The organism is Candidatus Enterococcus leclercqii (assembly GCF_009933135.1).
Classification (GTDB): domain Bacteria; phylum Bacillota; class Bacilli; order Lactobacillales; family Enterococcaceae; genus Enterococcus_C; species Enterococcus_C leclercqii.
Genome location: NZ_MAEH01000014.1, coordinates 481744 through 498712, shown reverse-complemented (window position 1 = coordinate 498712; position 16969 = coordinate 481744). Strand labels below are relative to the sequence as shown.

At 42.7% G+C, this 16969-nt stretch carries 12 protein-coding genes and 1 riboswitch; of the genes, 1 reads left to right on the top strand and 11 read right to left on the bottom strand.

What is annotated here, in order from left to right:
* Positions 1 to 41: 41 nt before the first annotated feature.
* From BAU14_RS08665 to mgtA, 10 genes are all read right to left on the bottom strand, one after another.
* Complete coding sequence (locus BAU14_RS08665; protein WP_161899690.1) at positions 42 to 1235, bottom strand: FtsW/RodA/SpoVE family cell cycle protein; 1194 nt, start codon at positions 1233 to 1235, stop codon at positions 42 to 44.
* Positions 1236 to 1239: 4 nt separating this feature from the next.
* Positions 1240 to 1533 carry a YlaN family protein gene (locus BAU14_RS08660; protein ID WP_161899689.1) on the bottom strand — a complete coding sequence of 98 codons (294 nt, stop codon included), beginning with the start codon at positions 1531 to 1533 and terminating at the stop codon, positions 1240 to 1242.
* A gap of 697 nt (positions 1534 to 2230) precedes the next feature.
* Positions 2231 to 4069 (bottom strand): translational GTPase TypA, encoded by a 1839-nt coding sequence (gene typA / locus BAU14_RS08655; protein ID WP_161899688.1) that lies wholly within the window; start codon positions 4067 to 4069, stop codon positions 2231 to 2233.
* Positions 4070 to 4250: 181 nt separating this feature from the next.
* A complete protein-coding gene (locus tag BAU14_RS08650) occupies positions 4251 to 5021 on the bottom strand; it encodes an inositol monophosphatase family protein (RefSeq protein ID WP_161899883.1) in 771 nt (256 codons plus the stop codon).
* Positions 5022 to 5096: 75 nt separating this feature from the next.
* The gene (locus BAU14_RS08645; RefSeq protein WP_161899687.1) at positions 5097 to 5375 is read right to left on the bottom strand and encodes a UPF0223 family protein; all 279 of its coding nucleotides are present in this window, start codon (positions 5373 to 5375) and stop codon (positions 5097 to 5099) included.
* A gap of 179 nt (positions 5376 to 5554) precedes the next feature.
* Positions 5555 to 6961 (bottom strand): dihydrolipoyl dehydrogenase, encoded by a 1407-nt coding sequence (gene lpdA / locus BAU14_RS08640; protein ID WP_161899686.1) that lies wholly within the window; start codon positions 6959 to 6961, stop codon positions 5555 to 5557.
* A gap of 7 nt (positions 6962 to 6968) precedes the next feature.
* The gene (locus BAU14_RS08635; protein ID WP_161899685.1) at positions 6969 to 8603 is read right to left on the bottom strand and encodes a dihydrolipoyllysine-residue acetyltransferase; all 1635 of its coding nucleotides are present in this window, start codon (positions 8601 to 8603) and stop codon (positions 6969 to 6971) included.
* A 25-nt stretch (positions 8604 to 8628) separates the two neighbouring features.
* The gene (locus BAU14_RS08630) at positions 8629 to 9606 is read right to left on the bottom strand and encodes an alpha-ketoacid dehydrogenase subunit beta (protein WP_161899684.1); all 978 of its coding nucleotides are present in this window, start codon (positions 9604 to 9606) and stop codon (positions 8629 to 8631) included.
* Between the two features lie 2 nt (positions 9607 to 9608).
* Positions 9609 to 10712 carry a pyruvate dehydrogenase (acetyl-transferring) E1 component subunit alpha gene (gene pdhA / locus BAU14_RS08625; protein WP_161899683.1) on the bottom strand — a complete coding sequence of 368 codons (1104 nt, stop codon included), beginning with the start codon at positions 10710 to 10712 and terminating at the stop codon, positions 9609 to 9611.
* 417 nt (positions 10713 to 11129) lie between these two features.
* Positions 11130 to 13724 carry a magnesium-translocating P-type ATPase gene (mgtA, locus tag BAU14_RS08620; RefSeq protein WP_161899682.1) on the bottom strand — a complete coding sequence of 865 codons (2595 nt, stop codon included), beginning with the start codon at positions 13722 to 13724 and terminating at the stop codon, positions 11130 to 11132.
* 324 nt (positions 13725 to 14048) lie between these two features.
* A riboswitch (M-box (ykoK) riboswitch) is annotated at positions 14049 to 14220 on the bottom strand.
* A 78-nt stretch (positions 14221 to 14298) separates the two neighbouring features.
* Between mgtA and BAU14_RS08615 the strand changes: the two genes are divergently transcribed.
* Positions 14299 to 15864, top strand: a complete 1566-nt coding sequence (locus BAU14_RS08615; RefSeq protein ID WP_161899681.1) for a helix-turn-helix domain-containing protein — start codon at positions 14299 to 14301, stop codon at positions 15862 to 15864.
* 110 nt (positions 15865 to 15974) lie between these two features.
* On the opposite strand, the gene guaC is transcribed toward BAU14_RS08615, so the two are convergent.
* Positions 15975 to 16952: a GMP reductase gene (guaC, locus tag BAU14_RS08610; RefSeq protein WP_202622198.1), complete on the bottom strand. Its 978-nt coding sequence runs from the start codon at positions 16950 to 16952 to the stop codon at positions 15975 to 15977.
* Positions 16953 to 16969: the final 17 nt, after the last annotated feature.

The window sequence follows — 16969 nt, the reverse complement described above, 5'->3', positions numbered from 1 at the left end:
TCTGTTTCAGATGCCGTGTAATTTTTGATCTGGAAAATCATTTAACTTCCTAGACTAATTCCATATTTCTTTCGCTTTTCCTCGGCACTGATGTTCAGCACAAAGCCAATACAGATAGAAAGCATCAATAAACTGGATCCACCTTGACTGAGAAATGGAAAGGTGACGCCGGTCAATGGGATGATTCCTAAAACACCACCAAGATTGACGAAGACTTGGACCATAAACAATGCACCAATCCCGATCGACATTAGTGAATTGAACGGATCTGTTGATCGAATACCAACTAAGAAAATTCGAACAATCATATAAAAAACCAGCGCCAAGACTAAGATGGCTACAATCAGCCCCAATTCTTCAACAACAACGGCAAAAATATAGTCCGTATAAGGAAACTGTAGAAAGCCTTTCTTTTGGATACTGTTCCCCAGTCCACGTCCAAACAATCCACCATTATAAAAAGCATAATAGCCGTTTACCAGTTGGTGCCCTTTATCATACAAATACTCAAAGGGATCTTGGTAGACAATAAATCGTTCAAACACATGACTAAATGGAATTGAGTTGATCTTTTCTCCTAGGGTATTTCCCAGCAAAGCAATACCCTTAATGACTCCTACAGAAGCGATAATACCCCCGATTCCTACTACAACGCTATACCAGAAATTAATCCCACTAGCTAGCAGCATTGCAATCGCAATCAGCATAATAATCGCTGCATTCCCAAGGTCAGGCATCAAAGCGATAATGATAATACCTGAAAATACATAAAGAAGAGGCATCGACAGTCGTTTAGGAATACCAGGCTCATTGATAATCTTCTGACGAGCAGCCAGTTTCACTGCTAAAAACCAAATGACAATAATTTTGAAAAACTCTGCGGGTTGGATGGTCATCCCTGGCAGTTTGATCCAACCGTACGCCCCATTTACCTGATGATTGTAAAAAAAACGGGTAAAGATCAACAACGCCAGCATCACAACAATAGCTATAGCAGATAAATTTTTACGTTTCAAAAAGTCAGTTTTCATTTTATAAATGATCCCAATCAAGACCAGGCTAATCACAAAGAAAGCCGCTTGCTTGATAACCGGTTCCATAGGATTTAACCCTTTAACCAGCTGATCATAGGAGGTGGAACTGTAAACCATCACCAACCCAAAAACACATAAAATCAAATAGGGAATCAAAATCCCATAATCCATCAGGTGGCGTTTTTTCAACTTTGTCGGCAAAGGCCTAAGCCTCCTTGCTGACGTCGGATTTTTGGTCTTCGTAAACTTCCGTGTAGAGACGATTCAGCTCTTTTTCCAAATCTGCCATCAGTTGGTGCCCCATTTCATTGGAAACCAGACCGAGACGGACAGCATAGGTCACTTGCCGGGAAAAACCATACATCTGTGTATCGACCACTTCTTCAAAAGCTTTACATTGCGAAATGCATTGACTGTTCTTTTGATTTTTAATCAGCTTTTTGATGCGGTCAGCATCTTGGACAAGCAGCTCCAATGCGAATTCCGGCGAAAATTCCATGATTATCCTTCCTTTCGGTCCTGAACTATCTGCCTATCCCGTAGGACAAGGTCCAGTACGCTTCAGTTTCATTATTATAGCATAGTTCACCATCAATTTGGATACCCTCTCAAAAACCTTTCATAATATTTTCAAGAAAGCAAATGAAATACCGAACAAAAAACTAACTAGTGTTCAAAGCATTCGTGTAAAAATCAGACATACTAAATAACCCGTGAAACAATATGCTTTCGTGAAACAACAAAGACTGATTATGACTTTCTCCAACTAACCGATTTCGTACAAAAATCCCTTTGGAACAATATCTATTCTCTTTTTTCAAAAGTAGTTTTCCACATAGATAAAGAAATCTCTAACAAAACAGGTCTTGATTGATAAAGGTCTCTTTTAATAACGTTCGTAAAATATTGTTAAGAAAAAGCACGTATCGGCACTTTCTGAGATTTCATTAAGAAAAGCCCGTTTCAGCCTCTTTTTCTTTGAATAGAGACTGTTTTAGTCGACTTCATTCTATTGGATATCTCTTTTTCTATACTTCGCATACAAAAAAATGTTGGAAGAAATCCGGAGAGTTTCCACCAACACTAAATATTGTAGAACCTGGACTCTTCGTACTCTCTTGATAAATTTCCTCAAAAAAAGAGTGCAATCTTTCTGTGGTAATAATACCATGGAAAGATTGCACTCTTTGCGAAAATTATTCGGCAGCAATTTTTTTCTTTTTAGCTGCTTTTTCACGTTCATTTTTGTTCAAAATTTGTTTCCGTAGCCGGATACTTTCTGGTGTCACTTCGCAGTACTCGTCTTCGTTCAAAAATTCCAATGATTCTTCCAACGTCAAGATACGTGGTTTTTTAATGACGGAAGTCTGATCTTTCGTCGCAGAACGGACGTTAGTCATTTGTTTGGCTTTCGTAATATTGACAGTTAAGTCTTTATCCCGAGAGTTTTCACCGACGATCATGCCTTCATAAACTTCTGTCCCGGGCTCAACAAAGACTGTTCCGCGTTCTTCCACAGACATGATGGAATATGTTGTTGCTTTCCCTTGGTCGATAGAAACTAAGGCACCTTGGTGACGACCACCGATCTGTCCAGGAACCATCGGTAGATACGCATCAAAGGTATGAGCCATGATCCCGTAACCACGGGTCATAGATAAGAAGTCTGTACTAAACCCAATCAAGCCACGAGCAGGTACCAAGAAGATAATCCGAACTTGTCCGTTACCGGTATGGATCATATCTTGCATTTCGCCTTTACGTACACCCAAAGCTTCGATTACAGAACCCATATATTCTTCCGGTGTATCAATTTGCACCCGTTCAAATGGTTCGCATTTGACACCGTCGATTTCACGTTCGATTACTTCAGGACGTGATACTTGCAGTTCAAAGCCTTCACGACGCATATTTTCAATCAAAATAGACAGATGCAGTTCGCCACGACCAGATACAATCCAAGCATCCGGTGCAATAGAATCGACCCGCAGTGAAACATCGGTTTGCAGTTGAGACATCAGACGTTCTTCAATCTTACGTGCAGTGACGAATTTCCCTTCACGGCCAGCAAACGGTGAGTTGTTCACCAAGAAAGTCATCTGCAAGGTTGGTTCATCAATATGCAGGATTGGCAAGGCATCTTGGTGGTCTACAGGCGTAACTGTTTCACCAACGAAGATATCTTCCATCCCTGAAACAGCAATCAAATCGCCAGCTTTGGCTTCTTGAATTTCTTGACGTTTCAAACCGAAGAAACCAAACAGTTTTGTTACTCGGAATTTTTTGACTTCCCCATCCAGTTTCATCAATGCCACTTGGTCACCTACACGAATAGTTCCACGGAAAACTCGACCGATCCCGATACGTCCCACATATTCATTATAGTCTAGCAAGGATACTTGGAATTGCAGGGGCTCGTCGCTATTATCTACCGGAGCTGGGATGTGTTCCAAAATAGTGTCAAAGATTGGAGCCATTGTCGCTTCTTGGTCAGCAGGATCATCGGAAAGACTTGAGGTACCATTCAAAGCAGACGCATAGATCACAGGAAAATCCAGTTGGTCATCATCGGCTCCCAATTCGATAAACAATTCCAACACTTCATCAACTACATGTTCCGGACGAGCAGAAGGCTTGTCGATTTTGTTGACTACTACGATTGGAATCAGATGTTGTTCCAACGCTTTTTTCAATACGAAACGAGTTTGAGGCATCGTTCCTTCATAAGCATCAACTACCAGCAATACACCATCAACCATTTTCATGATCCGTTCAACTTCGCCACCAAAGTCCGCGTGTCCAGGGGTATCCATGATATTGATCTTGTGGTCTTTATATTCAACAGCGGTGTTTTTCGCCAGAATGGTGATTCCCCGCTCTTTTTCCAACGCATTGGAGTCCATTGCCCGTTCAGCCAACTGTGTATGGCTATCCAGAGTATCGGATTGTTTCAATAATTCATCGACTAATGTGGTTTTTCCGTGGTCGACGTGGGCGATGATGGCCACGTTGCGGATGTCTTCACGTAATTTCACTGTTGTAAACTCCTCTTTTCCTTAAAAAAACCAGCCCATTGCGGCCGGTTTCGATGCACGATTGTTTCACTCGACGGCTTATTATATCAGAAACTCTTTCTGAAATATAGTGAAAATGTTTCATTTCTCCGAAAAAACCAAGCTTTCTTAAAGAAATTTCCAATTCCACAAACACTCCGTTCTATTTTCCACTCGCTAATTTCAAACACTCCTCATAAGCTTGAGGAGTCCCCGCCAAAAATACTTCGCGACCAGCCAGTTTTAACGAATCTCCGGTAATAGAGGACATTTTCAATCCCAAGGCCTCAATCAAGACACCGCCAGGCGCATAGTCCCAAGGTGCTAATCTAGAAATATAGGCAACTCGCCGGCCCAAGGCTAAATCAATCAGCTCGTAACCGGCACAACCTGACATTCGCACACCCATCGCGATATCACCAATCTCTTGCACATGGTAATCATTTCTTTGGTACATGACATGGTTCATACCTACTAATCCAGCAGATAATGCTTTATCTTTAGGAGCTGCTACCACGTTACCATTGCAAAAGACACCTAGGTCAGGCCCACCATATAAAAATTCGTCTTTCATTACATCATAAACAAAGCCCAATTTGCCAATTCCGTCTTCATACATGGCCACCATGATGCAAAAATTTTCCTGCTCTAAGACAAAGTTCATCGTACCATCAATAGGATCGATGATAAATACGCGACCGGAGAAATCTGTTAAATGATCTTTTCCATTTTCTTCCCCCATGATTTTCGCATTCGGGTCAAAAGCCAAGATTTTATTTCCCAAAAATTCCTGGGTTGCTTTATCCATCTCTGTAACGAGATCCGTCCGTCCAGACTTTGTATCAATTTGTAAATCGTCGTTTGCAAAACTAGCTCTAATTTTGTCACCAGCCTCGTAGATCCAGCCTTTGATTTCCTCGGTAATCTGTTTCATTTGTGTCATAATGATTTGTGTCATAATGATTTGTGTCATAATGATTTCCCTTCTGTGCTCTTCACTTCAATTTAATCAAGCAGCGGACATTTTAAAGCGCCCTCGCTCTTTTTGTCGAGCCGACTGCAGTGTCCGGTACAATGAATATCCCGATAACTTCTCGAAATCTTTGCCCAATCGCCGCTCTTCACCAATCGAAGGAACAACTTTTTTGAATTGAGAATAGCCTTTCAAAAATGTTTCGGCCTGAATTCCTTCTTCATAGGCTTGCTCCAGTAATTCCCACATTTTCATCACTGTTACCATTTCCTCAGTTGTCCAGTCCAAATCTAATGGGTATTGATAATCTCGCATGGTTTCACCTCTCACATTCTCCACCAGTGTAACACAATCAGACAGCTTCCAAAAGAAGACAAACTAAGCGGCTTGTAAAAGTTGTCTGTCCGCCCTGGCACAAGATTGTTCTCATAAACAGATAGAAAAAAACAGCCAACCTACCGGAATCTCCAGGCAGATTGACTGTTGAACAACAATTAAATGTGGATTGGCAAACCAAGTGCCAATTCAGCTGTATCCATCGTGATTTCTCCCAAAGAAGGATGTGGATGGATTGTCAATGCGATATCTTCTGCATTCATTCCGGATTCGATGGCCAATGCCAACTCAGAAATCATATCAGAAGCGCCAACGCCGGCGATTTGAGCACCGATAATGACATTGTCATCAACGGTAGTTACCAAACGCATGAAGCCTTCCGTTTTATCCAAAGACAAAGCACGACCATTGCCTGAGAATGGGAACTTGAATGCTTTGGCATCGTAGCCTTTTTCTTTTGCTTCAGCAATCGTCAAACCGACAGAAGCTAACTCAGGGTCAGTGAAAGCTACGGCTGGCATAGCTTTATAGTCGACTGCCACTTTTTTACCTGAAATTGCTTCAGCAGCAATTTTAGCTTCATAGCTAGCTTTATGAGCCAAGGCAGCACCAGCTACGATGTCACCAATAGCAAAAATATTTTTCACATTGGTCCGTCCCTGTGCATCTACCGGAATCAATCCCCGTTCAGCGACTTCAACCCCTGCTTGTTCTAATCCAAGATCATCCGTATTGGCACGGCGACCAACAGTTACCATGACATAATCAGCAACTACAGATTGTTCTTTTCCGTCGACTTCATACTTGACGGTCACGCTGTCTCCATTGTCAATGGCTTCTTTAGCCATTGCGCTGGTAACAACGGTTACGCCTTTTTTCTTGAAGTCGTCTTCTACCAATTTCACCATGTCTTTTTCATATGTTGGCAAAATTTGCGGAGAACCTTCAAGGATTGTCACATCGGCACCAAGGTTGGCATAAGCGCCACCCAATTCAGCACCGATAACACCGCCACCAATGATGACGAATTTTTTCGGAACTTCTTTCAAGTTCAAACCACCAGTAGAATCCAACACGCGACCACCGAACTTAAAGCCCTTGATTTCGATAGGACGAGAACCAGTAGCAACGATAGCATTATTGAAAGAATAGGTTTGAGCAGAATCCGGATGCATCACACGTAAGGTATGATCATCTACGAAAAAGGCTTCCCCCATCAAGATTTCAACTTTATGTTTTTTCAAAAGAAATTCTACACCGCTGGTCAACTTATGAACAACACTGTTATCTTTCCATTCTTGAGTCTTAGTAAAATCCAATTGAACATTTTCAGTAGAAACACCAAAAACGCTAGAGTCTTTGGATTCTTGCAGATGATGTCCAGCTGCAATCAAGGCTTTTGAAGGGATACAACCGACGTTCAAACAAACCCCACCGATAAATTCCCGTTCAATGATCGCAACCTTTTGACCCATTTCAGCGGCCCGGATGGCGGCCACATAGCCGCCAGGTCCAGCACCGATTACAACTGTATCCAATTCGATAGCAAAATCTCCAACTACCATTTTTTTATCATCCTTCCATCAACATCAATTCAGGATCCGCCAACAGACGTTTGATGTTGTTCATAGCTTTTTGAGCAGTTGCGCCGTCAACGATGCGGTGATCAAAGCTCAGTGAAAGTTTCATGACACGACCGACGACGATTTCGCCCTCAGCATTGACAATCGGTTGTTGAGAAATCGTTCCTACACCTAAGATGGCAACTTCCGGGTAATTGATGACAGGTGTAAAGAAGCCGCCGCCAACTGAACCAATGTTGCTGATAGTGATTGTGCCATTGCGCATGTCTTCAGCAGAAAGTTTGCCTTCTTGAGCCATTGCCGCTTTTTCATTGATTTCATCAGCAATTGCAAACAATCCTTTGGTATCGGCATTTTTAACATTCGGTACGTACAATCCATGGTCTGTATCAGTTGCAATACCAATATTATAGTAGTGTTTATAAACAATCTCTTGTTTGGCATCGTCAATTGAAGCATTCAATACAGGATATTTTTTGACAGTAGTCGTCAAAGCTTTTACTACGTATGGTAAGAAAGTCAGCTTAGTATCTTGCTGAGCGGCCACTTCTTTGAAACGCTTGCGGTTATCCCATAATTTGGAAACTTCAACTTCATCATGCAATGTTACGTGAGGAGCAGTATGCTTGCTGTTGACCATTGCTTTAGCGATTGCTTTACGCATTGGTGTCAACGCTTCGCGGGTTTCCAACTCACCCAAATTAGAAACAAAGGCTTTTGGTGCTTCTTTAGCCGCAGCTGCTGCTGGTTGAGTGACTGCTTGTGGTGCTGTCGTTTCTGAGGAAGCTTGTACCGCTTGGCCGCCGCCTGAAACAAACGCATCGATATCTTCTTTTGTTACGCGACCGCCATTTCCGGTAGCCGTAACTTGTGAGATATCCACGTCTTTTTCACGAGCGTATTGACGCACAGATGGCATTGCCAACACTCGTTTATTAGGATTGGCAGCTGTCACTACAGCAGTGGTTGCTGTTGATGCTGTTGATGCTGCTGGTGTTGACGGTTGTGCTGCAGCGACTTGAGGAGCTGCCGGTGCTGGGGCTGCTGTTGGTGCATCATTGTGGCCTGGTGCATCAATTTCAACTAACACATCACCAACTTGCGCCACCGTTCCTTCAGGTACCAAGACGTTTTTGACAGTCCCAGTAACTGGTGAAGGAATTTCTTCGACGGATTTGTCATTTTGAACTTCTAGCAAAGTATCATCTTCATTGATGGTGTCGCCGGCTTTAACAAACCATTTGACGATTTCACCTTCTGCGATACCTTCACCGATATCTGGCAATTTGAATTGGAACACACCGCTACCGGATGCTGCCGGTGTTGCTTCTACTTTTGGCGCTTCAGCTGCTGGAGCTGCTGTTGGTGCATCATTTCCTTCAAAACCAGGCGCGTCGATTTCAACTAATACGTCGCCGACTTGTGCGACGGTCCCTTCAGGTACCAAAACGTTTTTGACAGTCCCGGTAACTGGTGAGGGGATTTCTTCTACAGATTTATCATTTTGGACTTCCAGTAAAGTATCGTCTTCTTTGATGGTATCGCCGGGTTTAACGAACCACTTAACGATTTCACCTTCCGCGATGCCTTCACCGATATCCGGTAATTTGAATTGATAAGCCATTGTTCTACTTCCCTTCTGCTATACCTTAAAAGTTCACGATTTCTTTGACTTTGGCTTCAATATCAGCCGCATTAGGCAGCCAGATATTTTCTGCTTGTCCGAATGGGAAAATCGTATCCGGAGCAGAAACACGACCAATTGGTGCCTGCAAGGACAAAATCGATCGTTCTGAAATTTCTGAAACCACTTGTGCACCGACACCAGCTTGTTTTTGTGCTTCTTGAACGACAACAACGCGCCCGGTCTTTTCAACAGAAGCGATAATTGTATTTACGTCCAGCGGTGCCACTGTTCGCAAGTCAATAATTTCAGCATCAATGTTTTCTTTTGCCAAATTGTCAGCGGCTTTAATCGCTTCACGAACCATCGCACCGTAAGTAATGATGGAAACATCTTTTCCTTCGCGAGTTACAGCTGCTTTGTCCAATGGCACTTCATAAGCTTCATCCGGCACTTCGTCACGGAAAGAACGATACAATTTCATGTGTTCCAAAAAGACGACTGGATCGTTGCTGCGAATAGATGCAATCAAAAGACCTTTTGCATCGTAAGGATTTGAAGGGATTACAACCCGCAAACCAGGTGATTGAGCCATTAACCCTTCCAAGTTGTCTGAGTGAAGTTCCGGTGTATGCACACCCCCACCAAATGGTGAGCGAATTGTGATAGGCAAATTACGGGTTCCCCCCATGCGGTAGCGAGTACGAGCCATTTGACCCACAATTTCATCCATTACTTCAAAAACAAAACCAAAGAATTGGATTTCAGGAACCGGACGATAACCTTCTAATGCTAAACCAAAGGCTAAACCACCAATACCTGATTCTGCCAGAGGGGTATCAAAGACTCGGTCTTCACCGAATTTATCTTGTAATCCTTCAGTCGCACGGAAAACACCACCGTTTTTACCGACGTCTTCCCCGAATACCAAAATGTTTTCATCACGTTTCAATTCCAAAGCCAATGCATCAGTGATGGCTTGGATCATCGTTTTTTGCGCCATGATTATTTCGACTCCTTCGCTTCATAGAATGCAATTTGTTCGCGAATGTTTTGTGGTTGGACTTCATACATGTTCTTCAAGAAGTCAGATACCTTTTGTTTAGGTACCCGATCCGCTTCCGCGATTGCTGCTTTGATTTCATCTTTTGTAGCTTCGATGATTTCTTCTTCTTTTGCTTCAGACCAGAGACCTTTTTCAGTCAAATAGTTCCGCATACGAATCAACGGATCCTTTTGTTGCCATTCATTGTCCAGATCTTTTGAACGGTAACGCGTTGGATCATCACCGGAAAGAGTATGTGGCCCATAACGATAAGTCAGTGTTTCAATTAAGACAGGCCCATTGCCGTTAGCTGCCCATTCTCGCGCGGCTTTAGAAACAGTATACATTGCCAACGCATCCATACCGTCGACTTGAATCCCAGGAATCCCAGCTGCAGCTGCTTTTTGAGCCAACGTTTTGGCAGCGGTTTGTTTTTCACGCGGGGTTGAAATCGCAAACCCGTTATTTTGAATGAAGAACACCGCATTGGCGTGATAGGCACCAGCAAAGTTGATTGCTTCATAAAAGTCACCCTGTGAAGAACCGCCATCACCGGTATAAACAAACGCAACATTTTTACTATTACGTTTTTTTAAGCCCAACGCTACACCGGCAGCTTGTACATATTGAGCACCGATAATGATTTGTGGTGGCATTGCATAAAGGTCATCTGCGTAAAGGTTACCTGCCGCATGTCCTCGTGACCACAAGAAAGCTTCTTTCAATGGTAAACCGTGTTGAACTAATTGGGGAACATCACGATACCCAGGGAACAGTCGATCTTCTTTTTCAAATGCAAAATGACTAGCCAATTGGCTGGCTTCTTGTCCGGCAGTTGGTGCATAAAAGCCCAAGCGGCCTTGGCGATTTAGAGCAGTCGAACGTTGATCCAACACACGGGACCAAACCATCTGACGCATCAATTCTACCAATTCATCATCGGACAAATCGGGAATCAAGTCTTTATTTACCACCTTACCGTCCTTATCCAACGCTTGGTAAGTCGGGAAGTCGGCATTGACTTGCTCTAAAAGCTTGTTAAAATCAATTACTTCTTTAGCCATGTATCACACTTTCCTCTCTGATTATCTTTCGGCGGTTGTAACAGCTTTGTATTCTGTATCAATACCAAAAATATCTTACATCATTAAATTATCATTTCTTCAAAAAACTTACAAGTGAAGTGCTCACCACTGAAGCAAAGCAAAGCCTGATAAAATCAGAATTTCACCATCCATGTTTGTGATTTCGGTCACAAATATGAAACGCTTACTGATATCATGAGCTTTTCCGGGACTCCGATCAACTTTATAGCACAGCAAAATTCTCTATACTATTCATTTGCTATTGAAACGGCTACTTTGAGGGGGAGCAACCCGCTTTCTCAATAACAAAAAAGTGTGCGCCCCGACCGCTAATCGTCTGAGGTGCACACTTATTTTGTATTTAGAAAATATTTACTGTCTTGCTGGCTGTCAGAATCATACCCACGATTTTGTGACCCGAATATAAAGGCGTTTAGCGATTTCAATGGCAATCAAGTAACACAAGACAATGCCGGCAAACCAGAACCAGTAATTATTCGGCAATTGAACAAATTCAAAGACTTCTCGAATCGGCGACAAAACAATTGCTAGACCTGCGGCAATCGCTCCAACACTAGATAGCAGCACCGGCAATGAAGCAATACTTTGAATGAAGGGGATTTTTCTCGTACGCACCATATGAACGACTAACGTTTGCGTCGTCAACCCTACGACAAACCAGCCTGTTTGGAAAAGTTGCTGTTGAGCGACAGTATCTGCGTGAAAAACAAACCACATCACGAGAAATGTGAGAATGTCAAAAATTGAACTCACCGGCCCAATGGTAACGGTAAACTTAAACAAATCACGAATCTCCCAACGAACCGGACGTGCCAACTCTTCTTCATCTACGTTGTCCCAAGGAATCGCTAACTGAGCCATATCGTAAATCAGGTTTTGCACGAGCAGTTGAATGGAAATCATCGGCAGAAACGGTAGAAATGCGCTGGCTACCAGAATAGAAAAGACATTGCCGAAATTAGAAGAAATGGTAAATTTGATATATTTCATCATATTGCTGAAGACTTTTCTACCCTCTAGTACACCTGTTTCCAACACATTCAAAGATTTTTCCAAAAGAATAATCGAACTAGCGTCTTTGGTGATATCTGCTGCTGTATCAACCGAGATGCCGACATCCGCTTTTCTGAGAGCCGGTGCGTCGTTGATTCCGTCTCCCATGAAACCTACTGTATGGCCCTTTCTCTGAAGGATTTCAATGATACGAGACTTTTGCATCGGATCGAGTTTGGCATAGAGATTGGTTTCGTCGACAGTTGCCATCAGTTCTTCATCTGACATCTTTTCGATATCTGCGCCCAGCAAACTCGTAGTTACATTGATTCCTACATCTTGACAAACTTTTTTAGCGACAATCTGATTGTCGCCGGTCAGTACTTTCACCGTAACCCCGTGCTGATGAAGTGACTTAATGGCAGTAATAGCAGATGTTTTAGCAGGATCCAGAAAACCCATAAACCCGATCAAAATCATTTCATTTTCATCTTCAACAGAATAGGTAGCATCTGAATGTGCGTCACGACGAATTGCTACAGTAATCACCCGCATGCCTTGTTCATTCATCCGCTGGTTTACCTGCCGCATTTCTTGGCGCAAGGTATCAGTCAATTCCGTGATTTTGCCGTCGATTTCTACATATCGGCAAACCTGCTCCATCTCTTCCACTGCACCTTTAGTAATCATAATTTGATGTCCATCTGCCTTGACTACTACCGTCAAACGCCGCCGAGAAAAGTCAAAGGGAATCTCATCAATTTTAACCACATCTGAAAATGGCAAGTGTTGTTTTTTTTCACCATAGTAGTTGATCACGGCAATATCCATCAGGTTTTTCCATCCCGTCTGGTAAAAAGAATTTAAGTAGGCCATATCCAACACCTGTTGATTTTCAGTACCTAAAGGGTCGAGATGTTGCACTAAGACCACTCGATCTTCTGTGATAGTTCCTGTCTTGTCGGTACACAATACATCCATTGCCCCTAAGTTTTGGATCGAAGGAAGCTCCTTAACAATGACTTTCTGCTTAGATAATGCCAACGCTCCTTTGGCAAGGTTACTGGTAACAATCATCGGCAGCATTTCCGGTGTCAAACCTACCGCAACCGCAATCGCAAAGAAAAAAGCAGAGCTCCAGTCACCTTTAGTCAAACCATTGATCAAAAAGACAACCGGGAACAAAACCATGACCATGCGTAAAAGCAGTTGGCTAACTTTCTTCAAGCCGACATCAAACGCCGTACTTCCTCTCTTAGTAGTAGCATTCTTAGCGATATCGCCAAAAAAAGTGTCCTGACCAGTCTTTAAAATGATAGCTTTTCCCTGCCCGCTCAAGACATCTGTCCCCATGAAAACCAAATCCTGAAACTCGATTGCCGATGAATCAGCCCCTGCAGACGTCTGGCTACGAACAAATTTTTCCACTGGCATGGATTCACCAGTCAACGAAGACTGATTAACAAAGAGGTCTTTGGTCCAGATTAAAACGGCATCTGCAGGAATCATATCCCCTGTTGCCAATGTGATAATATCGCCGGGGACTACTTCGTCCATTGGGATTTCTCGTGTAACACCACCTCGGGTCACCGCTGTCGTGTTTTCAATCAATTCTTTTAAAGCGAGACTTGCTTTTTGTGAACGGTATTCCTGAACGAAAGTAATTCCCGCGCTGGCTAAAATCATAATTCCCATTACAGCAGCTGCTTCAAAGTCACCGGTAGCTGCTGAAACTATCATCAACAATGCCAACACTAAAACAAAGGGGTCTTTGAATGCCCCCAGAAACAAAAGCCACGCCGGTGTTGGCTTTTGAGCGTTTACCTCGTTTGGACCGTATTCTTCTAAGCGTTCTTGTGCATCTTCAGCCGAAAGACCTTTCAAAGAGGTTCTCAACTCCATCAAAAGTTCCCGTTCGGACAAAAGTGCTAATTTTTTCAATTCTGTATCTTTGGACAATGCTTTTTTGTTCAACATGTTTGTTCCTCCTTCTCTTTATCGGCAAGCTTTTGTCAAAAAAACTCTCCGAAGACTGAAGAAGGTGCCCCTCCCTCAGCCGTACGTGTTCAGTTGTAGTGGTTCGGGACTGGGTGCTTCCATGTTCATCATCCTTTCTTTCATACCTTTTTTGCCTTTTACCTCTTGGTAAGTTGTACTTGTGAGTGGCACGTAGTCTAATTCACACTTTAAAATTTATCATATAAATATTTTTCTAATGATAAATATAGCTATATATGATAAAATTACAAAATCAGAATAAACTAAAAAACGCGCACTCCACAATGAGCGCGCGAAAAATACAACGTCTGTTCATCGTAGAGCTTTAGCACTATAGGGCGTAGATAACAAAAAGTTATCAGCTGCTTTATGGATGACCTTCACGACCATCCCTGTTCTACCATCTAAGGGTCTCTCGATCCTTTCGCGGCAGCAGCCTGTGTCCAAATAGGAGCCTCACCTAACAATTATTTACTTACAGTCTCATCATAGCCCGATTCTACGAAAGGGTCAACCCCTCTTTTCAGAAATTTTCAAAAGGAGCAAAAACAGCATGGATTTTCGAAGCATTCTAACCAAGCAGCACCAACGTGATCTAAAAATATTGGACTTTTTTTATAGAAATGAATTTATTGTTGATGAGCTACGGTTGCAAAAAAAGTTTGCACTTTCTACCAGTTTGATGCATAAAAATCTGTCTCGTCTCGCTGATTGCTGTCCTGGCCTTGATTTTACTCGCAGCAATGGCAATTACCAGATGTCCTTTACGAATACCCTAGGATACGACGCCTTATGCCGAGTCTATTTGTCAAAAACCAAAGAAGTCAAATTGATGCAGCACCTCTTTTTAGAGGACTGCCAAACTCAGACAGATTGTGCTGACGCTGTTTTTCTCAGTGTATCTCATACCAATCGAATCCTACTTAAAATCCAGAAAATGTTTTCTGATCACGACATCGCTTTGTTAAACAAACCGATGCGCCTAACAGGAAATGAACGATTTATCCGCCATTTTTACACCCAGTTTTTTTCTGAAACCGGCGGACCACCTGAAGCGCTCTCTTTTATTGAAAGCCCACAATTACATACTATCGATACTCTTTTGACAAAATTTTTGAAACATCACAAAATTCCCGAAAATCATTACCGACATACCAAACTGTTGCTTTCTATGATGATAGGTTGGTATCGTAATCATCATGGCCATCAGCTTTTTGAAAATACGTGGCAGCATCTTTATTTTGAAGATCCAGCAACCTTTTTGGCAGCCGAATCCCAAAAGATGACTGCCGACCTCTTTTCCAAGAGAGACCGCAACCACCTTCAAGTGAATCATGCAGATCTTTTTTGGCTGTGCTATTCCAACTGCTATTTGTTGTCTTCAGAACATTATCATCAGGCGATAGCAACTGACAGCGAATTTTGCCAATTAAAAGAACGCATCGCCAGATTTCTTTACCAAATCGTTTGGCAACAACAGCTGTCATACACTGAGCATCAGCTAGAGGATCTTTTGTCCCGCTTTCTTCAGGAAAACACTGCCTTTCGGACCAACAGTGATTTTGTACGGATTTTTCGTCATCCGACAGACAGTTTTCTGAGCCGCGCAGCTGATTTTTATCCTTACGGAACCAGCCAGATTAAACAAGACTTGGCAGCTTTTCTTGCTAAAGAATCCTTGAAAATTTCTTGTCAAGCACAGGATTATCTACTGTTTTCACTTATGAAAGAGCTGCCGGAAATCATCTATGGAACCATTGCATTGCGAATTCTAGTGATGAGTGATCTCACCGACAATCATGATGAACACATGGCTGTCAAATTGCAGCAATTATTGGGTCGCAATGTCACGTTTGAAACCATGCCTGCTGCCTATTTATCCAAAGACGATCTCAATATTTATCTAGGAAATTTCGATTTAATCATCTCGACTTTTTCTCCGGATATTGCCCTGAAGCACCATCCTTTTTACCTGACAGACCCCTTCATGAATTTCGTCACTTTTGACCAACTGCATCACAAATTGCAACAGCTTCGAGAAGAAAAAGCACTTTGGAAACTTGAGGACGCGGCCTTTGCTATGGCAGCCTCGCCAGCTATCTCAGCACCTGCCTACTAACAACAGCTCAGATTTCAGCTCTTCATTTTTGAGTCACAAAAAAACACCGACTTCCGGCTTGATGACAGCTCTCTTCATCAAAACCAGTAGATCGGTGTTTATTTAGTTAATTAGATTGTATCGCCGTTAAAGATCGAGTTTTTCACGATCACATAATCGACTTTGCGGATGGCTTCCAGATCTTTTCCGCCGGCATAAGAAATCGACGACTGTAAATCCTGCTGCATTTCCACCAAAGTGTCCCGCAATGAACCTTTGTAAGGAATCCAGATTTTTTTACCTTCTACGTTTTTCTTTTCGCCTTTTTGGAACTCAGAAGCAGAACCGAAGTATTCTTTGTAAACTACGCCGTTTTCCACTTTCGTTTCACCAGGCGATTCTTCGTGACCGGCAAACAAGGAACCAATCATAACCATTGTTGCCCCAAAACGTACAGATTTTGCAATATCGCCGTGGGTTCGAATCCCACCATCAGCGATAATTGGTTTACGTGCAGCTTTGGCACACCAACGCACAGCAGCCAACTGCCAACCCCCGGTCCCAAAACCGGTTTTGATTTTAGTAATACAAACTTTACCAGGTCCGATTCCGACTTTTGTTGCATCGGCTCCGGCATTTTCCAATTCCCGAACTGCTTCAGGCGTGCCTACATTGCCGGCAATGACAAAGGTTTCCGGCAATTGTTTTTTGATGTGTTGGATCATCTCGATGACGCTGTTGGAATGACCATGGGCAATATCAATCGTGATATAGTCTGGCACTAGCTCTTGTTTGGCCAATTCATCGACAAAATCATATTCTTCAGGTTTAACTCCAACACTGATTGAGCTGATCAAGCCCCGTTCTTTCATTCGTTTAACAAAGGGAATCCGGCCAGCTTCGTCAAAACGGTGCATGATATAAAAATAGTTGTTTTCCGCCAAAAATTCAGCAATTTTCTCGTCAATAATCGTCTGCATATTGGCAGGTACCACTGGCATCCGGAAAGTGTGTTTCCCCAGGGTTACGCTCGTGTCGCATTGCGAGCGGCTGGTCACAATACATTTATTCGGAATCAACTGGATATCTTCATAATCAAAAACTTTCATATCAAACATGCTGTCCA

Excerpts from the sequence above, each read along its gene's own strand:
- BAU14_RS08630 (WP_161899684.1), bottom strand. The coding sequence starts at position 9,606 with ATGGCGCAAAAAACGATGATCCAAGCCATCACTGATGCATTGGCTTTG.
- BAU14_RS08645 (WP_161899687.1), bottom strand. The coding sequence starts at position 5,375 with ATGCGAGATTATCAATACCCATTAGATTTGGACTGGACAACTGAGGAA.
- BAU14_RS08650 (WP_161899883.1), bottom strand. The coding sequence starts at position 5,021 with ATGAAACAGATTACCGAGGAAATCAAAGGCTGGATCTACGAGGCTGGT.
- mgtA (WP_161899682.1), bottom strand. The coding sequence starts at position 13,724 with ATGTTGAACAAAAAAGCATTGTCCAAAGATACAGAATTGAAAAAATTA.
- BAU14_RS08615 (WP_161899681.1), top strand. The coding sequence starts at position 14,299 with ATGGATTTTCGAAGCATTCTAACCAAGCAGCACCAACGTGATCTAAAA.
- BAU14_RS08635 (WP_161899685.1), bottom strand. The coding sequence starts at position 8,603 with ATGGCTTATCAATTCAAATTACCGGATATCGGTGAAGGCATCGCGGAA.
- guaC (WP_202622198.1), bottom strand. The coding sequence starts at position 16,952 with ATGAAAGTTTTTGATTATGAAGATATCCAGTTGATTCCGAATAAATGT.
- pdhA (WP_161899683.1), bottom strand. The coding sequence starts at position 10,712 with ATGGCTAAAGAAGTAATTGATTTTAACAAGCTTTTAGAGCAAGTCAAT.
- BAU14_RS08660 (WP_161899689.1), bottom strand. The coding sequence starts at position 1,533 with ATGGAATTTTCGCCGGAATTCGCATTGGAGCTGCTTGTCCAAGATGCT.
- lpdA (WP_161899686.1), bottom strand. The coding sequence starts at position 6,961 with ATGGTAGTTGGAGATTTTGCTATCGAATTGGATACAGTTGTAATCGGT.